The 15,562-nt window shown below is 63.2% G+C and carries 12 protein-coding genes and 1 pseudogene; 9 read left to right on the top strand and 4 right to left on the bottom strand.

What is annotated here, in order from left to right; genetic code table 11:
• Positions 1–36: 36 nt before the first annotated feature.
• Complete coding sequence (locus tag ACYG9Z_RS12170; RefSeq protein WP_023668705.1) at positions 37–1,293, top strand: D-amino acid dehydrogenase; 1,257 nt, start codon at positions 37–39, stop codon at positions 1,291–1,293.
• Positions 1,294–1,396: 103 nt separating this feature from the next.
• Here the strand turns inward: ACYG9Z_RS12170 and ACYG9Z_RS12165 are convergent, their stop codons facing one another.
• The 3 genes from ACYG9Z_RS12165 to ACYG9Z_RS12155 form a co-directional block, all read right to left on the bottom strand.
• Entirely contained in the window at positions 1,397–3,577 is a 2,181-nt protein-coding gene (locus ACYG9Z_RS12165) for a phospholipase D-like domain-containing protein (RefSeq protein ID WP_023752644.1), read from the bottom strand.
• Positions 3,574–4,014, bottom strand: coding sequence for a hypothetical protein (locus ACYG9Z_RS12160; RefSeq protein ID WP_023752643.1), 441 nt, complete (start codon positions 4,012–4,014; stop codon positions 3,574–3,576). Before ACYG9Z_RS12160 ends, ACYG9Z_RS12165 begins: the two co-directional genes overlap by 4 nt.
• A gap of 123 nt (positions 4,015–4,137) precedes the next feature.
• A complete protein-coding gene (locus tag ACYG9Z_RS12155; protein ID WP_023728659.1) occupies positions 4,138–5,019 on the bottom strand; it encodes a LysR family transcriptional regulator in 882 nt (293 codons plus the stop codon).
• Positions 5,020–5,384: 365 nt separating this feature from the next.
• Here ACYG9Z_RS12155 and ACYG9Z_RS12150 point away from each other — a divergent pair, with 365 nt between their 5' ends.
• Both ACYG9Z_RS12150 and ACYG9Z_RS12145 read left to right on the top strand, forming a co-directional pair.
• Positions 5,385–6,881 carry a CoA-acylating methylmalonate-semialdehyde dehydrogenase gene (locus tag ACYG9Z_RS12150; protein ID WP_023752642.1) on the top strand — a complete coding sequence of 499 codons (1,497 nt, stop codon included), beginning with the start codon at positions 5,385–5,387 and terminating at the stop codon, positions 6,879–6,881.
• A 203-nt stretch (positions 6,882–7,084) separates the two neighbouring features.
• Positions 7,085–7,384, top strand: coding sequence for a hypothetical protein (locus tag ACYG9Z_RS12145; RefSeq protein WP_023728657.1), 300 nt, complete (start codon positions 7,085–7,087; stop codon positions 7,382–7,384).
• A 36-nt stretch (positions 7,385–7,420) separates the two neighbouring features.
• Here the strand turns inward: ACYG9Z_RS12145 and ACYG9Z_RS12140 are convergent, their stop codons facing one another.
• Positions 7,421–8,110 (bottom strand): GntR family transcriptional regulator, encoded by a 690-nt coding sequence (locus ACYG9Z_RS12140; protein WP_196813863.1) that lies wholly within the window; start codon positions 8,108–8,110, stop codon positions 7,421–7,423.
• Positions 8,111–8,179: 69 nt separating this feature from the next.
• Between ACYG9Z_RS12140 and ACYG9Z_RS12135 the strand changes: the two genes are divergently transcribed.
• From ACYG9Z_RS12135 to ACYG9Z_RS12110, 6 genes and pseudogenes are all read left to right on the top strand, one after another.
• Positions 8,180–9,073, top strand: coding sequence for a dihydrodipicolinate synthase family protein (locus tag ACYG9Z_RS12135; protein ID WP_023728655.1), 894 nt, complete (start codon positions 8,180–8,182; stop codon positions 9,071–9,073).
• 51 nt (positions 9,074–9,124) lie between these two features.
• Positions 9,125–10,462 carry an NAD(P)/FAD-dependent oxidoreductase gene (locus tag ACYG9Z_RS12130; protein ID WP_031204426.1) on the top strand — a complete coding sequence of 446 codons (1,338 nt, stop codon included), beginning with the start codon at positions 9,125–9,127 and terminating at the stop codon, positions 10,460–10,462.
• Between the two features lie 13 nt (positions 10,463–10,475).
• Positions 10,476–11,477, top strand: a complete 1,002-nt coding sequence (locus tag ACYG9Z_RS12125) for a 4-hydroxyproline epimerase (protein ID WP_023752640.1) — start codon at positions 10,476–10,478, stop codon at positions 11,475–11,477.
• 458 nt (positions 11,478–11,935) lie between these two features.
• The gene (locus tag ACYG9Z_RS12120) at positions 11,936–12,838 is read left to right on the top strand and encodes a branched-chain amino acid ABC transporter permease (protein ID WP_023668715.1); all 903 of its coding nucleotides are present in this window, start codon (positions 11,936–11,938) and stop codon (positions 12,836–12,838) included.
• A gap of 4 nt (positions 12,839–12,842) precedes the next feature.
• A complete protein-coding gene (livM, locus tag ACYG9Z_RS12115; protein ID WP_023684138.1) occupies positions 12,843–14,438 on the top strand; it encodes a high-affinity branched-chain amino acid ABC transporter permease LivM in 1,596 nt (531 codons plus the stop codon).
• Positions 14,438–15,544: pseudogene (locus ACYG9Z_RS12110) on the top strand (ABC transporter ATP-binding protein); the annotation flags it as partial. The gene livM and the pseudogene ACYG9Z_RS12110, both read left to right, overlap by 1 nt.
• Positions 15,545–15,562: the final 18 nt, after the last annotated feature.

The following is a 15,562-nucleotide window of genomic DNA, read 5'->3' as shown; positions in this document are numbered from 1 at the left end:
GGCCCTCTGACGGAAGTCGTCGTGGAGAGTGATGCGATGAAGATCTTCGTGTTGGGCGGCGGCGTTATCGGGGTCACCACTGCCTATTATCTCGCTGAGGCCGGCCACGAGGTGACGGTGTTCGACCGCCAGAAAGGGCCGGCGCTGGAAACCAGCTTCGCCAATGCCGGCGAGATCTCGCCGGGCTATGCTTCGCCCTGGGCCGGCCCCGGCATTCCGCTGAAGGCAATCAAGTGGCTGTTGATGAAGCACGGCCCGCTGGTGGTGCGGCCGGCCTTCGATCCGTATATGTGGACATGGCTCATCAAGATGCTGCGCAATTGCACCGCGGATCGCTATGCCATCAACAAGGCGCGCATGGTGCCGCTCGCCGAATACAGCCGCGACACGCTGAAGGCGCTGCGCGAGGCGACCGGCATCGCTTATGATGAGCGGACCAAGGGCACGCTGCAGCTGTTTCGCACGCAAAAGCAGCTCGACGGCACCGGCGGCGATGTAGAGGTGCTGAAGAAATATGGCGTTCCCTACGAGTTGCTCGATCCCGAAGGCTGCATTGGCGCCGAACCTGCGCTGGCCGGCGTGCGGGAAAAGTTTGTCGGCGGGCTGAGATTGCCCGGCGACGAAACTGGCGACTGCAAGATGTTCACCGATCGGCTGGCCGAGCTCTGCGTGGCGCGCGGCGTCACGTTCGAGTACGGTACGCAGATCCGGCGCTTCTCCAAGAACCGCAATCGCATCGTCAGCGTCGGCACCGACCAGCGCTCGCGCGCGGCCGACGCTTATGTGCTGGCGCTGGGCAGCTATTCGGCGCGCTTCATGCGCCTGCTCAGGCGCCCGATCCCGGTCTATCCGGTCAAGGGCTATTCGATCACCGTTCCGATCAAGGACGCGGTCGCCGCCCCGGTGTCGACGGTAATGGACGAAACCTACAAGGTGGCGATCACCAGGCTCGGCGACCGCATCCGCGTCGGCGGCACGGCGGAGATTTCCGGCTTCGATCTCAGGCTACATGAATCGCGCCGGCGCACCCTCGAACATTCGGTCGGCGATCTGTTCCCGGATGGCGGCGACCTCAAGGCGGCGTCCTTCTGGTGCGGGCTGCGGCCGATGACGCCGGACGGGCCGCCGCTGGTCGGCCGCACCGAGTTCTCCAACCTCTATCTCAACACCGGGCACGGCACGCTTGGCTGGACCATGGCCTGCGGCTCGGCCAAGGTGCTGTCCGACATCATCTCCAGCAAGGTGCCTGATATCGATGTGCGGGAGCTGGGGCCGGAGCGGTATTTGAGGTAGGGGTGCTTTTTAAAGCTGGCGGGCCAGCACCCCCTCTGTCCTACCGGACAGAGGGGTGTAAAGGATCGCTACAGAACGGCATTCCTTCAGCGTCGCCAGCCCCTCAAAACGCCTCCTTCACCCAACCCTTCGAGAACAGCCATCGGTAGGCCCACGGTATCGTCACCTTGGTCGATACCGGGTTCGAATGGGCGACATAGTCGTCATAGACCGGCTGCATCCTGGCGTAGAAGGCAGGGTCGAGCACCGTCATGCCGTTCTCCAGATCGTGGAAGAAACTGCGGTTGTTGAGATTGACCGACGAGATCGTCACCAGCCTTTCGTCGATCATCATGATCTTGGAGTGCAGCACGACATCGGGCGCCTTGAATTCGCGGATGTTGATGCGGTCGCCATATTTCTCGACGAACAGCTTGTTGAGCGCGGTCAGCAGCTTGCCGCCAATATCGCCCTTGAGGTCGATGCGGCCGACAATGTCGATCCTGACGCCGCGCGCCAGCGCCCGCTCGATGGCCAGGCTGAGCTTCGGCGTCAGATTAAGGTAGGGATTGACGATCTCGATATGGTGCCGGGCAGTGTCGATCAGCTCGACGAAATAGGTCTCGAGCGCATGGTTGTCCTCGTAGGGCACGGAAATGAAATGGCGCACCGTGCCCGGCAGGCGCCGGCTGTCGGAGCGCACCGGAATGGAGAAGGGTCTTGCGATGTTGGTGTCGGCGTCGCGCAGCCACAATGTCGAGAGATGCGCGGCCAGCGTCTCGACCGTGGCCGGGTCGGCAAACTCGATGTCGAAATCGCTCCAGTTCGAATAGTAGTTGAGCGAGAGGCCGTCGGTCTTGCCGTATTGCTCGAGGTTCGGATAGCGCGACAGGTCGATCGGCTTGTGGAACAGGAAGCCGTCATGAATGTTGCGGCCGCCGATGATGACGCGCGAGCGGGCTGGATCCTCGGCAAGTGTCGCCAGCATCTTGACGTGATGGGTCTTGTGAAGCTGTGACAGTTGCTCGTCGACCGGCGCGCCGTGGTCGGCCCGCCAACGATATTCCTGCAACTCGACATTGGGATAATCGGCCGCCAGCCGGTGCAGCAGGGCATCGTCCTTGTCGCGCTCCAGCACGTCTGTGACCATGATGCGCACTTTGGTGCCGAGGGCTGCGTGATGGCGGATCAGCCGCTCGATGACGCGGCCGGAAAAATCGGCCTTGAACTCCAGCGACGACAGATAGACCAGCTTGAGTTTCGGCGCGCGCGAGAAATCGAGCGGCAGTTCGGGGTCGGCCTTGTCAAAGGCGCTGTCGGGTAAAGGCGCGCCGAGCAGCGCTTCGACCTTGGCGTTGAAGCCGTCGCGCGACTTGCGTAACAGGCGCGGTGACCCGAGCGGCAGCGAACAGCTCTGCGACAGCCAGCGGCCGGCGGAGAAGACGCGGGCGAGTTCATCCAGGCCGGATGGACCGGGCACTGGACAACGCTCGTAGCGGCTGTCGAGCGCGGCTATCGCCGGATAGGCAACCTCTTCGCGCAGGATGGTGAGCGGGGCGCCTGCCGGCGCCAGACTGGAGCTGAGCTTGAGACTGCAGCGGTTCAAACCATCGCTGGGGAACAGGCTGGCGGTTTGCCCGGCCGACAGGCGGAGGCGGAAGGCGGCACCGCTCGCCACGATGCGCGAGCCACCGCCGGCGCGAATCGCCAGCGCCCCGTCGCAGGCGCCCGATATCTCAACCGGCTGCTTTCCCGCCTGGCGCATCACGATCTCGACCGAGCGCGCCTGCAGGCCGGAAAAGCTGAACGTCTTTGGCGCGGAGGGCCGCGCGGCGGCGTTGACATAGAGCGTCTGCCGCGACACGCGCCAACGGCCGTTGAAATGGCCTTCGCCGGCTGTGCCGCTCACTGCCGGCATCTGTTCGGCGGTAACCGGCTTCGCCAGCCGTTCCAGCGTCCGGTAGGTGGCCTGGAAATCGCGGTTGGCGATGGCGTGGCGGTCATGTCCGAACGGACCGGTGCCGTTCGCCCTGTCGATGGCCCCGATCTGGTTGTGGGCGAGCAGCGCCAGAAACTGCCTTTCATAGTCGCTGGCACCGGCATCGCCGAAAAAGTCGCTGGCACCGGCATCGCCGAAAAACGCTGCTGCTGCAGTCTGCGGTCCGGGCGTGCCGGCCGATACCGACGGCCGGCCGCAATCCTTCGCATCGGGGAAGAAATCGCAGCTGTGCCGGATCGGGGCGGCGCAACCGGCAAGGGCCGCCAGCCCCAGCCCGGCCAAGGCCAGGCAGATGGCGCGGTTCATCCGGTCGCACCGTTCATCGTCTTCAGTTCAGCCGGATCGCGCGGCGGCAGGAAGCCATGCGGAAACACCTTGCAGACGGGAAGCGCGAAAGTGGCGATCAAAAGGTCGGCCTCGCCGCGCATCTTTTTCGGCGCTGTCTTGTCATCACGGATCGCCTTTGCCGAGGCGACGAGCGCGCCGTCGCAGTCGCAATGATTATGGCGCGCAATGTAGCAGGCGTCATGGATTTGGCAGGCGCTGTCGAGGCGATTGACAGGGCGAGCCGAGAGGTCGCCGGTGCGGGTGCCGGGACCGCAGTAATTGCCGAAGACGAAAGGCGACGGGCGGGCCATTGCGATACGGACCGGCTTGGGCAGTTCGGCTTCCGGAACTACGGTCCATGGATTGGCGCAGGCGGAAAGCGCGACAAGCGGCAAGATGGCGAGCACCGCTCGCATTTTGATCCGCACCAGCTTTGCAAAAAAGTGTCCCACCCGGCGCAGCCAATCCTTAATGATAGGCGACATCGCGCTTGTTGCCACACTGGCCGATTTTGTGGCGAGGGCAAGGCGGCGCGGCCATCAGACAAACAGCCCGCGCTCTCTCTCGACCGCCTTGGTGATGAAGTTGGCGACGATCTGCACGCGGCGCAGCGGTCGGACCGATTCATGATAGACCAGCCAGTAGGCGCGGCGGATCGGCGTCACGATGTCGACGGGGATCAGCTCCGGCATCGAGCGGGCGACAAAGGTGTGCAAGATGCCGATGCCAGCGCCCGAGCGCACCGCTTCGGCCTGGCCCAGCGCTGAGGAGATGGCGAAGCTGGTGCGCCAGTCCGGGCTGAACTCCGCCGCATAGTCGAGCGACGGGCTGACGATCAGGTCTGGGACATAGCCGATCAGCGTATGCTGGCCGAGTTCGGCAGCGGTCTCCGGTAAGCCGTGCGCCTGCGCATAGTCGCGCGAGGCAAACAGGCCGAGGGTGTAGTCGACCAGCTTTCCCGCCACCAGCCTGCCTTCGGTCGGCCGCTCGACGGTGATGGCGATGTCGGCCTCGCGCCGCGACAGCGAGAAGGAACGCGGCACCGGCACCAGCTGGATGGTGAGTTCGCGGTGCAGCGCGGTCAGCGCGCCAAGACGCGTGGCGAGGAATGCAACGCCAAACCCGTCGGGCGCGCCGATGCGCACGGTGCCTGAGATATCGTCGCCTTCGCCCGACACGGCGGAGCGCGCGGCGATCATGTCGGCTTCCATACGCTCGGCAATGTCGAGAAAGCGCTGGCCGGCCGGCGTCAGCTCGCTGCCGGTGGTAAGCCGGCGAAACAGTTTTGTGCGTAACGCATCCTCAAGCGCTGCGATGCGGCGCGAGACGGTGGCGTGATTGAGTTCCAGCCGCTTGGCGGCGCCAAGGATCTGCCCGGCGCGGGCCACGGCGAGGAAGATGCGGACGTCATCCCAGTTCATGGGGGTGGTCCGGGCTAGCGGCGAACGCGGCGTTCCCGCCCACCCCCCTCTGGCCTGCCGGCCATCTCCCCCGCAAGGAGGGAGATTGGCAGCTCCGCCACCTGCGTCTCTTTTGCTGCGTTGAAGATTTGCGAAGGCGGCGGCCACATCTGATCTCCCCCCTTGCGGGGGAGATGTCCGGCAGGACAGAGGGGGGTGTGACGGAGCGCAACCTTCGGGCCTTTCAGCAATCTGTAATTTGCGGCAATTAATGCACACTCGTCCTCCGTTGTCTATTTCTTGCACAACGGTTGCGTTTCCCCTCGCGTTGCCTTCGCGCCTGCAAAGGCGTTGAATGCTTCATCACAAACTCAGGGAGAGAAACCATGATCGAATACGGTCATTTCATCGGCGGCAAGCATGTCGCCGGGACCAGCGGGCGCAAGCAGGACGTCATGCAGCCCATGGACGGCTCGGTGCGCGGCACGGTGGCGCTGGCTTCGCCGGCGGAACTGCGTGCGGCTGTCCTGAATGCCAAGGAAGCACAGATCAAATGGGCTGCGACCAACCCGCAGCGGCGTGTGCGCGTGCTGATGAAGTTTCTGGAACTGGTTGCCCGCGACTATGACGAACTGGCCGATCTCCTGGCGCGCGAGCACGGCAAGACCATTGCCGACGCCAAGGGCGACATCCAGCGCGGCCTCGAAGTCGTCGAAGTCTGCATCGGTGCGCCGCACATGATGAAGGGCGAGTTCACCGACGGCGCCGGCCCCGGCATCGATGTCTATTCGATGCGCCAGCCGCTTGGCGTCGTTGCCGGCATCACCCCGTTCAATTTCCCGGCCATGATCCCGCTGTGGAAGATTGCCCCGGCGCTGGCCTGCGGCAACGCCTTTATCCTGAAGCCTTCCGAGCGTGACCCTGGCGTGCCGATGCGCATCGCCGAACTGTTCCTCGAGGGTGGCCTGCCGGCTGGCGTCCTCAACGTCGTCAATGGCGACAAGGACGTCGTCGACGCCATCCTCGACGATCCTGATATCAAGGCTATCGGCTTTGTCGGCTCGACGCCGATCGCGCATTACATCTATTCGCGCGGCACGGCGGCGGGAAAACGCGTGCAGTGCTTTGGCGGCGCCAAGAACCACATGGTCATCATGCCCGACGCCGACATGGACCAGACCGTCGATGCGCTGATCGGCGCGGGCTACGGCTCGGCCGGCGAGCGCTGCATGGCGATCTCGGTTGCCGTTCCCGTCGGCAACGACACCGCTAACCGGCTGATGGAAAAGCTGATCCCGCGTGTCGAAAGCCTCAAAGTCGGCCCGTCGACGGATTCGTCCGCCGATTTCGGCCCGCTGATCACGGCGCAGGCATTGGAACGCGTCAAGGGTTATGTCGACACCGGCGTCAAGGAAGGCGCCAAGCTGGTCGTCGATGGCCGCGGCTTCTCCATGCAGGGCTACGAGGATGGCTACTATATGGGCGGCTGCCTGTTCGACAATGTGACCGCCGACATGCGCATCTACAAGGAAGAGATTTTTGGCCCGGTGCTGTCGGTGGTGCGTGCGCCGACCTATGAGAGCGCCATCAAGCTAGCCAACGATCATGAGATGGGCAATGGCGTCGCCATCTTCACCCGTGACGGTGATGCTGCTCGTGATTTTGCTTCGCGCGTCCAGGTCGGCATGGTCGGCATCAACGTGCCGATCCCGGTTCCGATCGCTTACTACACGTTCGGCGGCTGGAAGGCGTCGTCATTCGGCGACCTCAACCAGCACGGCCCGGACGCGTTCCGCTTCTACACCAAGACCAAGACGGTGACCTCGCGCTGGCCCTCCGGCGTCAAGGACGGTGCCGAGTTCGTCATCCCGACGATGAACTGACCGGACGATTTCGAAGATCGGCAAGAAGGCCTGGGTTCAACGTCCTGGGCCTTTCTTTGTACGAAACCGACATTGGCCATCACGTTAAAGCGATGGAACCAAGAGCCTGTCATCTGCCTTAAATTGCATTCCTGCCGTGGTGCAGGCCATCAAAATAGCGCCGGTTGCAGCCGGGGTTCTCGTCTGGCGCAAGGAGGTGTCAGATGACACGACGTCTTGTGGCGGCGATGTTCTTTGCGGTGTTCGCGATGTCCGGCATCGCCCAGGCCAAAGCCGATCAATGCGCGGCGCGGACCGACCTGGTCAAGGCGCTCGGCGAGAAGTTCCACGAAAGCCAAGCCGCACGTGGCCTGGTGAACCCGAATGTGGTGCTTGAGATCTTCGTCTCCGACCAGGGCACCTGGACCATCCTGGCCACCGACACACGCGGCCAAAGCTGCATCATCACGGCTGGCGAAGGCTGGGACGGGGCGGCTATGGCAGCAGTCTTGCCGGGCACCTGATAAAGACCGGTCGGAAGTCTGGAGCAGAGACGGAGTTCAGCGTGTGGCGGCCACTTCGGCATGGCCGCGCAGCAGTGCCATAAGGCGTTTGGCGTCCTTGGCGGCAGCCTCTTCGTCACCGGCCAGGATCGAGCGGATTAGCGCGACGTGGTGTTCGGCCGATTCGGCCAGTCCTGTGTCGGCCTTGTAGCGGAACCAGAAGCGGCGGCTGTGGGTCTGCAGGGGCGCGGCCAGACGGGCCGCAAACGGGTTGTCGGCGGCCATCGCCAAGGCCTCGTCGAGCGCCTTGTCGGCCTGGATGAAGGCCAGCACATTGCCCGAGATGACGGCCTTCTGCATGGCAAGGGCTGCCTCATGAAACAGGTCGGCGGCCTCACGGGTGACGAAGCGGGCGGCCGAGCGCGCCAGCACCACCTCGACACCGCGCCTGGCATCCAGCACGCGCAGCCAGTCGCCGGGATGCAGCGGGGCAATGGCGATGCCGGCGCGTGGCCTGACATCCAGCAGTCCTTCCCAGGCGAGGCGCTGGATCGCTTCGCGCACCGGCGTGCGTCCTAGCGCCAGCTTTTCGATCAGCGCGCCTTCCGTCACGAAGCTCGCCGGCGCCAGTTCCAGCGTCACGATCATATGCTCGAGTACATGGTAGGCCTTGGCGGCGGCCGGCTCGGGGTATGCTGTCTCACTGAATATCAAAGGTGGGCTCCTGATATATCTTCCATATATCACAACGGATTCCGCATTGACAGCCGGTTTTCAAACAGATATACGCCTGATATATCAGATGGAGAGACGATCATGTGGACCGGAGTTTTCCCCGCCGTCACGACCAAATTCACCGAAGACGACCGCCTCGACCATGCCGAAATGGAGCGCTGCTTTGCGTTGCAGATGGAGGCAGGCTGCGACGGTATCATCGTCTGCGGTTCGCTCGGCGAAGGGCCGATGCTGTCGCATGACGAGAAGATCGAGGTGCTGAAGACTGCCCAGAAAGTTGCCGGCAGCAAGCCGGTTCTGCTGACGGTCAACGAGGCAGGCACCCGGGAGGCGGCGAGCATCGCAAAGCGCGCGAGCCGGGAAGGCGCCAACGGGCTGATGGTGGTGCCGAGCCCGATCTATCACACCAACCCGGAAGAGACGGTCGCCGCCTTGCGCGCCGTCGCTCAGGCCGGCGACCTGCCGGTGATGATCTACTCCAACCGCCTCGCCTACCGCGTCGACGTTACCGTCGGCCAGATGGAAGAACTGGCCGCCGACAAGCGCTTCGTCGCCATCAAGGAGTCCTCCGACGACATCCGCCGCTCGACAGAGATCATCAACCGCTTCGGCGACCGCTACGATCTGTTCACCGGCGTCGACAATCTCGCCTTCGAGGCGCTGTCGGTGGGCGCCATCGGCTGGGTGGCGGGTCTGGTCGTCGCCTTCCCGCGCGAGACAGTCGCCATCTACCAGTTGATGAAGCAGGGCCGCCGCGAGGAGGCGCTTTCGATCTATCGCTGGTTCCGGCCGCTGCTCGATCTCGATGTCTCGACCTATCTGGTCCAAAACATCAAGCTTGCCGAAGTGCTCGCGATCGACACAAATGACCGCGTGCGCATGCCGCGCCAGCCGCTGTCGGGCGAGCGCCGCAAAGCGGTCGAGAAGATCGTCAAGGACGCGCTGGCGGTACGGCCGAAGCTGCCGCAGTTCTGAAGGCTTTCTTCTCCCCGTGCACGTGCACGGGGAGAAGATGGCGGCAGCCAGATGAGGGGCAGCGCCGACGTGCAAGGAAATTCCAGGGACACAGAGGAGGGCCGCCGCCCCTCATCCGCCCTTAGGGCCCCTTCTCCCCGTGAACGGGGAGAGAGGGTAGATATCGCCATTGTCGGTGGCGGCATTGTCGGCATCTGCGCGGCGGCCATGCTGGCCGAGGCCGGGCGCAGCGTCACGGTCTTCGACCGCACCGGCATCTGCAAGGAGACGAGCTCCGGCAATGCCGCCGCCTTCGCCTTCTCCGACGTGCTGCCGCTGGCGCATAAGGGCATGATGCGGCACTTGCCGAAATGGCTTGCCGATCCGCTCGGGCCACTCAGCATCCCGCCGGCCTACTTGCCGAAGCTGTTGCCTTGGCTGTTGCGCTTCTGGCGCGCTGGCGCACCAGAAAAATATGAGGCGAGCCTTGCTGCTCAGGCAGGCATGATGAAGCTCGCCGAGGCTGAATGGATGGGACTTCTCGACCGTTCAGGCACGCGACCGATGCTGCGCGAAGACGGCTCGCTGGAGCTCTATGAAAGCGAAGGCGAGTTTCAGGCCGGCCTGCCGGGCTGGGCGGCGCGCCAGCGCTTCGGCATCGACTTTCGCCATGTCGAAGGCGACGAACTGGCGCGGCTGCAGCCGGGACTGTCGCCGCGCTTCATCAAGGGCACCTTCGTGCCGGGCTGGAAGACCGTCGCCGATCCGAAACTGCTCGGCAAGGCGGTGTGGGCCTATGCCGAAAGGCTGGGCGCCCGTTTCGAAAAGGCGCGCATAGAGCGCGTCGCCGCCAATCCTGATGGCGCGACGCTGACGCTGACCGACGGCACGACCAGGCAGGCAAGACATCTTGTCGTGGCCGCCGGGGCATGGTCGCACCTGCTGGCGAAGGCGCTCGGCGACACCATCCCGCTCGAAACCGAGCGCGGCTACAACACCACACTGCCGAAGACCGCTTTCGACGTGCAGCGAATGCTGATCTTTTCCGGCCATGGCTTCGTGATCACGCCACTCGACACGGGCTTGCGCGTCGGCGGCGCCGTCGAGTTGGGCGGTCTCGACCGGCCGCCGAATTTTGCGCGCTCGAAGGCCATGCTGGAAAAAGCCAGACAGTTCCTTCCGGGGCTGGACGCGTCAGGCGGCCGCGAGTGGATGGGCTATCGCCCGTCGCTGCCGGATTCGCTGCCGGTGATCGGCACGGCGCGAACCGCGCCCAACGTTGTCTACGCCTTCGGCCATGGCCATCTCGGCCTGACCCAGGCGGCGGCCACCGGCCGCTTGATCCGCGATCTTGTTCTCGGGCAAACTTCGCCGATCGATCTTGCTCCCTTCAGCCCGCAACGGTTTTGAGTTCGAGGAAATCATGGCCAAAAAATCCTTCTTTTGCATCGACGGCCATACCTGCGGCAATCCGGTGCGGCTGGTCGCCGGCGGCGGCCCTTTGCTTCAGGGGTCGACGATGATGGAGCGGCGGGCGCATTTCCTGGCGGAGTATGACTGGATCCGCACCGGGCTGATGTTCGAGCCGCGCGGCCACGATGTCATGTCGGGCTCGATCCTCTATCCGCCGACGCGCGAGGATTGCGACATAGCCATCCTGTTCATCGAGACGTCGGGCTGCCTGCCGATGTGCGGCCACGGCACGATCGGCACGGTGACGATGGCCATCGAACATGGGCTGATCAAGCCGAAGACACCCGGCGTGCTCCGGCTCGACACACCGGCCGGGCTGGTTATCGCCGAATACAAACAAGTCGGCGACTATGTCGAGGAGGTGCGCATCACGAATGTGCCGTCCTTCCTTTATGCCGAGGGACTGACGGTCGACTGCCCGCAGCTTGGCGAGATCACTGTCGATGTCGCCTATGGCGGCAATTTCTACGCAATCGTCGAGCCGCAGGCGAATTTTCGCGACATGGCTGATTATTCCGCCAGCGATTTCATCGCCTGGAGCCCCGTGGTGCGGCAGCGGCTCAACGAGAAGTACTCGTTCGTGCATCCGGAAAACCCCGGCATCAACCGGCTGTCCCACATGCTGTGGACGGGCGAGCCGACAGTGGAGGGGGCCGACGCACGCAACGCCGTCTTCTATGGCGACAAGGCGATCGACCGCTCACCTTGCGGCACCGGCACCTCGGCGCGCATGGCGCAGCTCCATGCCAAGGGCAAGCTCAAGGCCGGCGACAGTTTTGTCCACGAATCGATCATCGGCTCGCTGTTCAAGGGCAAGGTCGAGAAGGACGTCACTGTTGCCGGCAAGCCGGCCATCATTCCCTCGATCGGCGGCTGGGCGCGGATGACCGGCCTGAACACCATCTTCATCGACGACCGCGATCCGTTCGCGCACGGTTTTGTGGTTAAGTGATACGGTAGGCTGCCGATCATCCACCGAGACCAGGACTTGGGCCCAGGGCGGGACCTCTTGGCGAAACCAGTCAGCGAAAGGTTAGCGCGTGGGCGAGGCATCCACCGCCATAGTCGGAAGTAACCCATGTTGCAGCTGGTCAGTACGGAATGTGGCTAAAAAACGAAGCCCGCCAACAACGCAAAGATTCGTCTCATCACCTAATTTTGACCGGGATTTCTTCGAAATGAGGTCGCTGGTCCGGCTGAATCGTCAAAGACATTGCGTTATGCCAATGATAGGGTCCGCGATAGTCCAGGGGTCGGGAGCAAAAAAACGGGCAATCGGAAGGCGTGCCGGCAAAACACGCTCAACGTTTGAAAAATCACGTTGCAATCCGGGCTCGAAACTTTACGACTAGGGGAAATACGAAAAGGAATGCGTCTGCATGGGCGACATTCCAGGGGAGCCATGTACACATGCAGTACTTTGTCCAGCAGCTTATCAATGGGCTGACGCTGGGATCGATCTATGGGCTGATCGCAATCGGCTACACGATGGTCTACGGCATCATCGGCATGATCAACTTCGCCCACGGCGACATTTTCATGGTCGGGGCATTCGCCGCCCTCGTCGTCTTCCTCATCCTCGGCTCCTTGTTCTATTCAGTGCCGGTCGTCCTGGCGCTGCTGATCATGATGATCGTGGCGATGCTGCTCACCAGCCTCTACAACTGGACGATCGAGAAGGTGGCCTACCGGCCGCTGCGCGGTTCGTTCCGGCTGGCGCCGCTGATCACGGCCATCGGCATGTCGATCGCGCTGTCGAACTTCATCCAGGTGACGCAAGGCCCGCGCAACAAGCCGATCCCGCCGATGGTCAGCCAAGTCTACAACATCAACGGCATCAGCGTGTCGCTGAAGCAGATCATCATCGTCGTCGTCACCGCCCTGCTGCTGGCGCTGTTCTGGTACCTGGTCAACAGGACTTCCCTCGGCCGGGCGCAAAGGGCGTGCGAGCAGGACCGCAAGATGGCGGCGCTGCTCGGCGTCGATGTCGACCGTACGATCTCGATCACCTTCATCATGGGTGCAGCGCTTGCGGCCGTCGCGGGCACGTTATTCCTGATGTATTACGGCGTCATCGCCTTTTCCGACGGCTTTGTGCCGGGGGTCAAGGCCTTCACTGCGGCCGTTCTCGGCGGCATCGGGTCTCTGCCGGGCGCGGTGCTTGGCGGGCTTTTGATCGGCTTCATCGAGAGCATGTGGTCGGCGTATTTCTCGATCGACTACAAGGACGTCGCGGCGTTCTCGATCCTGGCGATCGTGCTGATCTTCCTGCCTTCCGGCATTTTGGGCCGGCCAGAAGTCGAAAAGGTCTGAGACAATGGCGGTTTCCGTATCCTCGGAGCGCGACACCGTCGCCTCCCCCGTGCAGCGTGCATTGCGCGAAGCGTTCTATGCCGGCGCCATCTCGCTGGGGTTGTTCATTCTCTTCATCGGCCTGAAGACCGACCAGAACATCAGCAACCAGCTGATCCTGGTGCAGCGCTGGTTGCTGCTCATCACCGTGGTCGTGCTGACCATGCTTGGCCGCTTCTTCTACATTGCCTATGGCCAGCCGTTCATGGCCAATCAGAAGATCACCAATGTCGCCACCGGCCTGTTGCCGGCGAGCGTCGCGTCGCGCTTCTTCCTGCTTCCGGCCTTCATCGTCGCCGTCGTGTTGGCGGTTGTCCTGGTTGCGTTCGGCAGCGCCCTGCCGGCGTTGGTGGGGCCCGATCTGGCCGGCTACCTTCAGTTCCTGCGCGCATTGGCCGTCATTTACGCGCTCGCTTGCGTGATCTTCTATTTCCGCTCCTTCATCCACGCCAATTTCACCAAGCTCGGCATTGCGGCGCTGGTGCTATACCCGATCCTCGTCGTCGTGGTGCTGTCGATCTACGCGTGGTCGATAACCGGCGGCCTGCAGGGCTCGTTGAAGTGGGTCGACAATTTCGGCATCCAGATCCTGATCTATGTGATGCTGGCCTGGGGGCTGAACATCGTCGTCGGCCTCGCCGGCCTGCTCGATCTCGGCTACGTCGCCTTTTACGCGGTCGGCGCCTATGCCTATGCGTTGCTCGGTTCGCAATACGGCCTGTCGTTCTGGATCCTGCTGCCCGCCGCCGGCGCCATGGCCGCCTTCTGGGGCGTTATGCTCGGCTTTCCGGTGCTCAGGCTTCGTGGCGATTACCTGGCGATCGTGACGCTGGCCTTCGGCGAGATCATCCGCCTGGTGCTGATCAACTGGCGTGAAGTCACCAACGGGTCGGCCGGCATTTCCGGCATCCCGAAGGTCACCTTCTTCGGCCTGATGACGTTCAATTCGACGGACCCGAACTACATCGGCAAGGTGCTGCACATCGCCCAGTCAAGCGCCTACTACAAGATCTTCCTCTACTATCTCATTCTCGGCCTGGCGCTGCTGACCGCCTTCGTCACCATCAGGCTCAGGCGCATGCCTGTCGGCCGCGCCTGGGAGGCGCTGCGCGAGGACGAGATTGCCTGCCGCTCGCTTGGCATCAACACCACCACCACCAAGCTCACCGCCTTTGCCACCGGCGCCATGTTCGGCGGTTTTGCCGGCGCCTTCTTCGCCGCACGGCAAGGCTTCGTCAGCCCTGAATCCTTCGTCTTCCTCGAATCGGCGATCATCCTGGCCATCGTGGTGCTCGGCGGCATGGGCTCGCTGGTCGGCATCGCGGTCGCCGCGCTGGTGATGATCGGCGGCACCGAGGCGCTGCGCGAACTCGATTTCCTGAAAAGTGTCTTCGGAAAAGATTTCACCCCGGAGCTTTACCGCATGCTTTTGTTCGGCATGGCGATGGTCATCGTCATGCTGTGGAAGCCGCGCGGCTTTGTCGGCAGCCGTGAACCGACGGCCTTCCTCAGTGAACGAAAAGCGGTCTCCTCCTCCTTCACCAAGGAAGGGCACGGCTGATGAGCGCGACCTCCATTCAGAAGACCAATCCGGGTATGAAAGACGCCATCCTCCAGGTCGAGCATCTTTCGATGAAGTTCGGCGGCCTGATCGCCATCGGCGACCTGTCGTTCCAGGCCAAGCGCGGCGAGATCACCGCTCTGATCGGACCCAATGGCGCCGGCAAGACCACCGTCTTCAATTGCATCACCGGCTTCTACAAGCCGTCGGAAGGCATGATTACGCTCAACCGGGCCGACGGCTCGAGCTTCCTGCTCGAACGGCTGCCCAATCATGAGATCCCGGCGCGCGCCAAGGTGGCGCGCACCTTCCAGAACATCCGCCTGTTCTCGGGCATGACGCTGCTGGAGAATCTGCTGGTTGCCCAGCACAACAAGCTGATGAAGGCATCCGGCTATACGATCCTGGGCCTGTTCGGGATCGGCGGCTACCGCAGGGCCTCGGCTGAATCGGTGGAGCTTGCCAAGCACTGGCTGGAGAAGGCCGATCTTGTCGATCGCGCCGACGATCCGGCCGGCGACCTGCCCTATGGCGCGCAGCGGCGCCTCGAGATTGCGCGCGCCATGTGCACAGGGCCCGAACTTCTGTGCCTCGACGAGCCTGCGGCCGGTCTCAATCCGAAGGAGTCGGCTGCGCTGAATTCGCTGCTGATGGACATCAAGAGCAGTACCTCGATCCTGCTGATCGAACATGACATGTCGGTGGTCATGCAGATTTCCGACCATGTCGTGGTGCTTGAATATGGCCGCAAGATTTCCGACGGCAGCCCGCAATCGGTGCGTACCGACCCGCGCGTCATCGCCGCCTATCTCGGCGTCGACGACGAGGAGGTCGAGACGGTGCTGACCGAGGTTGGCGATGAAGACGTCATCGAGCAGCTGGACATCGGGCCGGATTCGGCTCACGGACCAGGCACATCGTCTTCCTATCTCGCCGGCCCGGTAAGCGACACGATCGGCCACAGCCAGGGCGAGCGGGTCACGGTGTCGAAGGGAGCTTCAAAGGCCACCCAATACGATACAAGAGCCAACTCCGCGCCAAGAGCACCGTCCGAGCGTCTAACGGCCAAGTCCAAGCCGGCGGCCACCAAATCCCCGACAGGCAAGCCGCGCGGAGGGCGTAAG

The sequence above is a fragment of the Mesorhizobium sp. RSR380A genome (genome assembly GCF_054719385.1).
The sequence above is the reverse complement of the archived record's forward strand: the minus strand, read 5'-3'. Positions and strand labels throughout refer to the sequence as shown.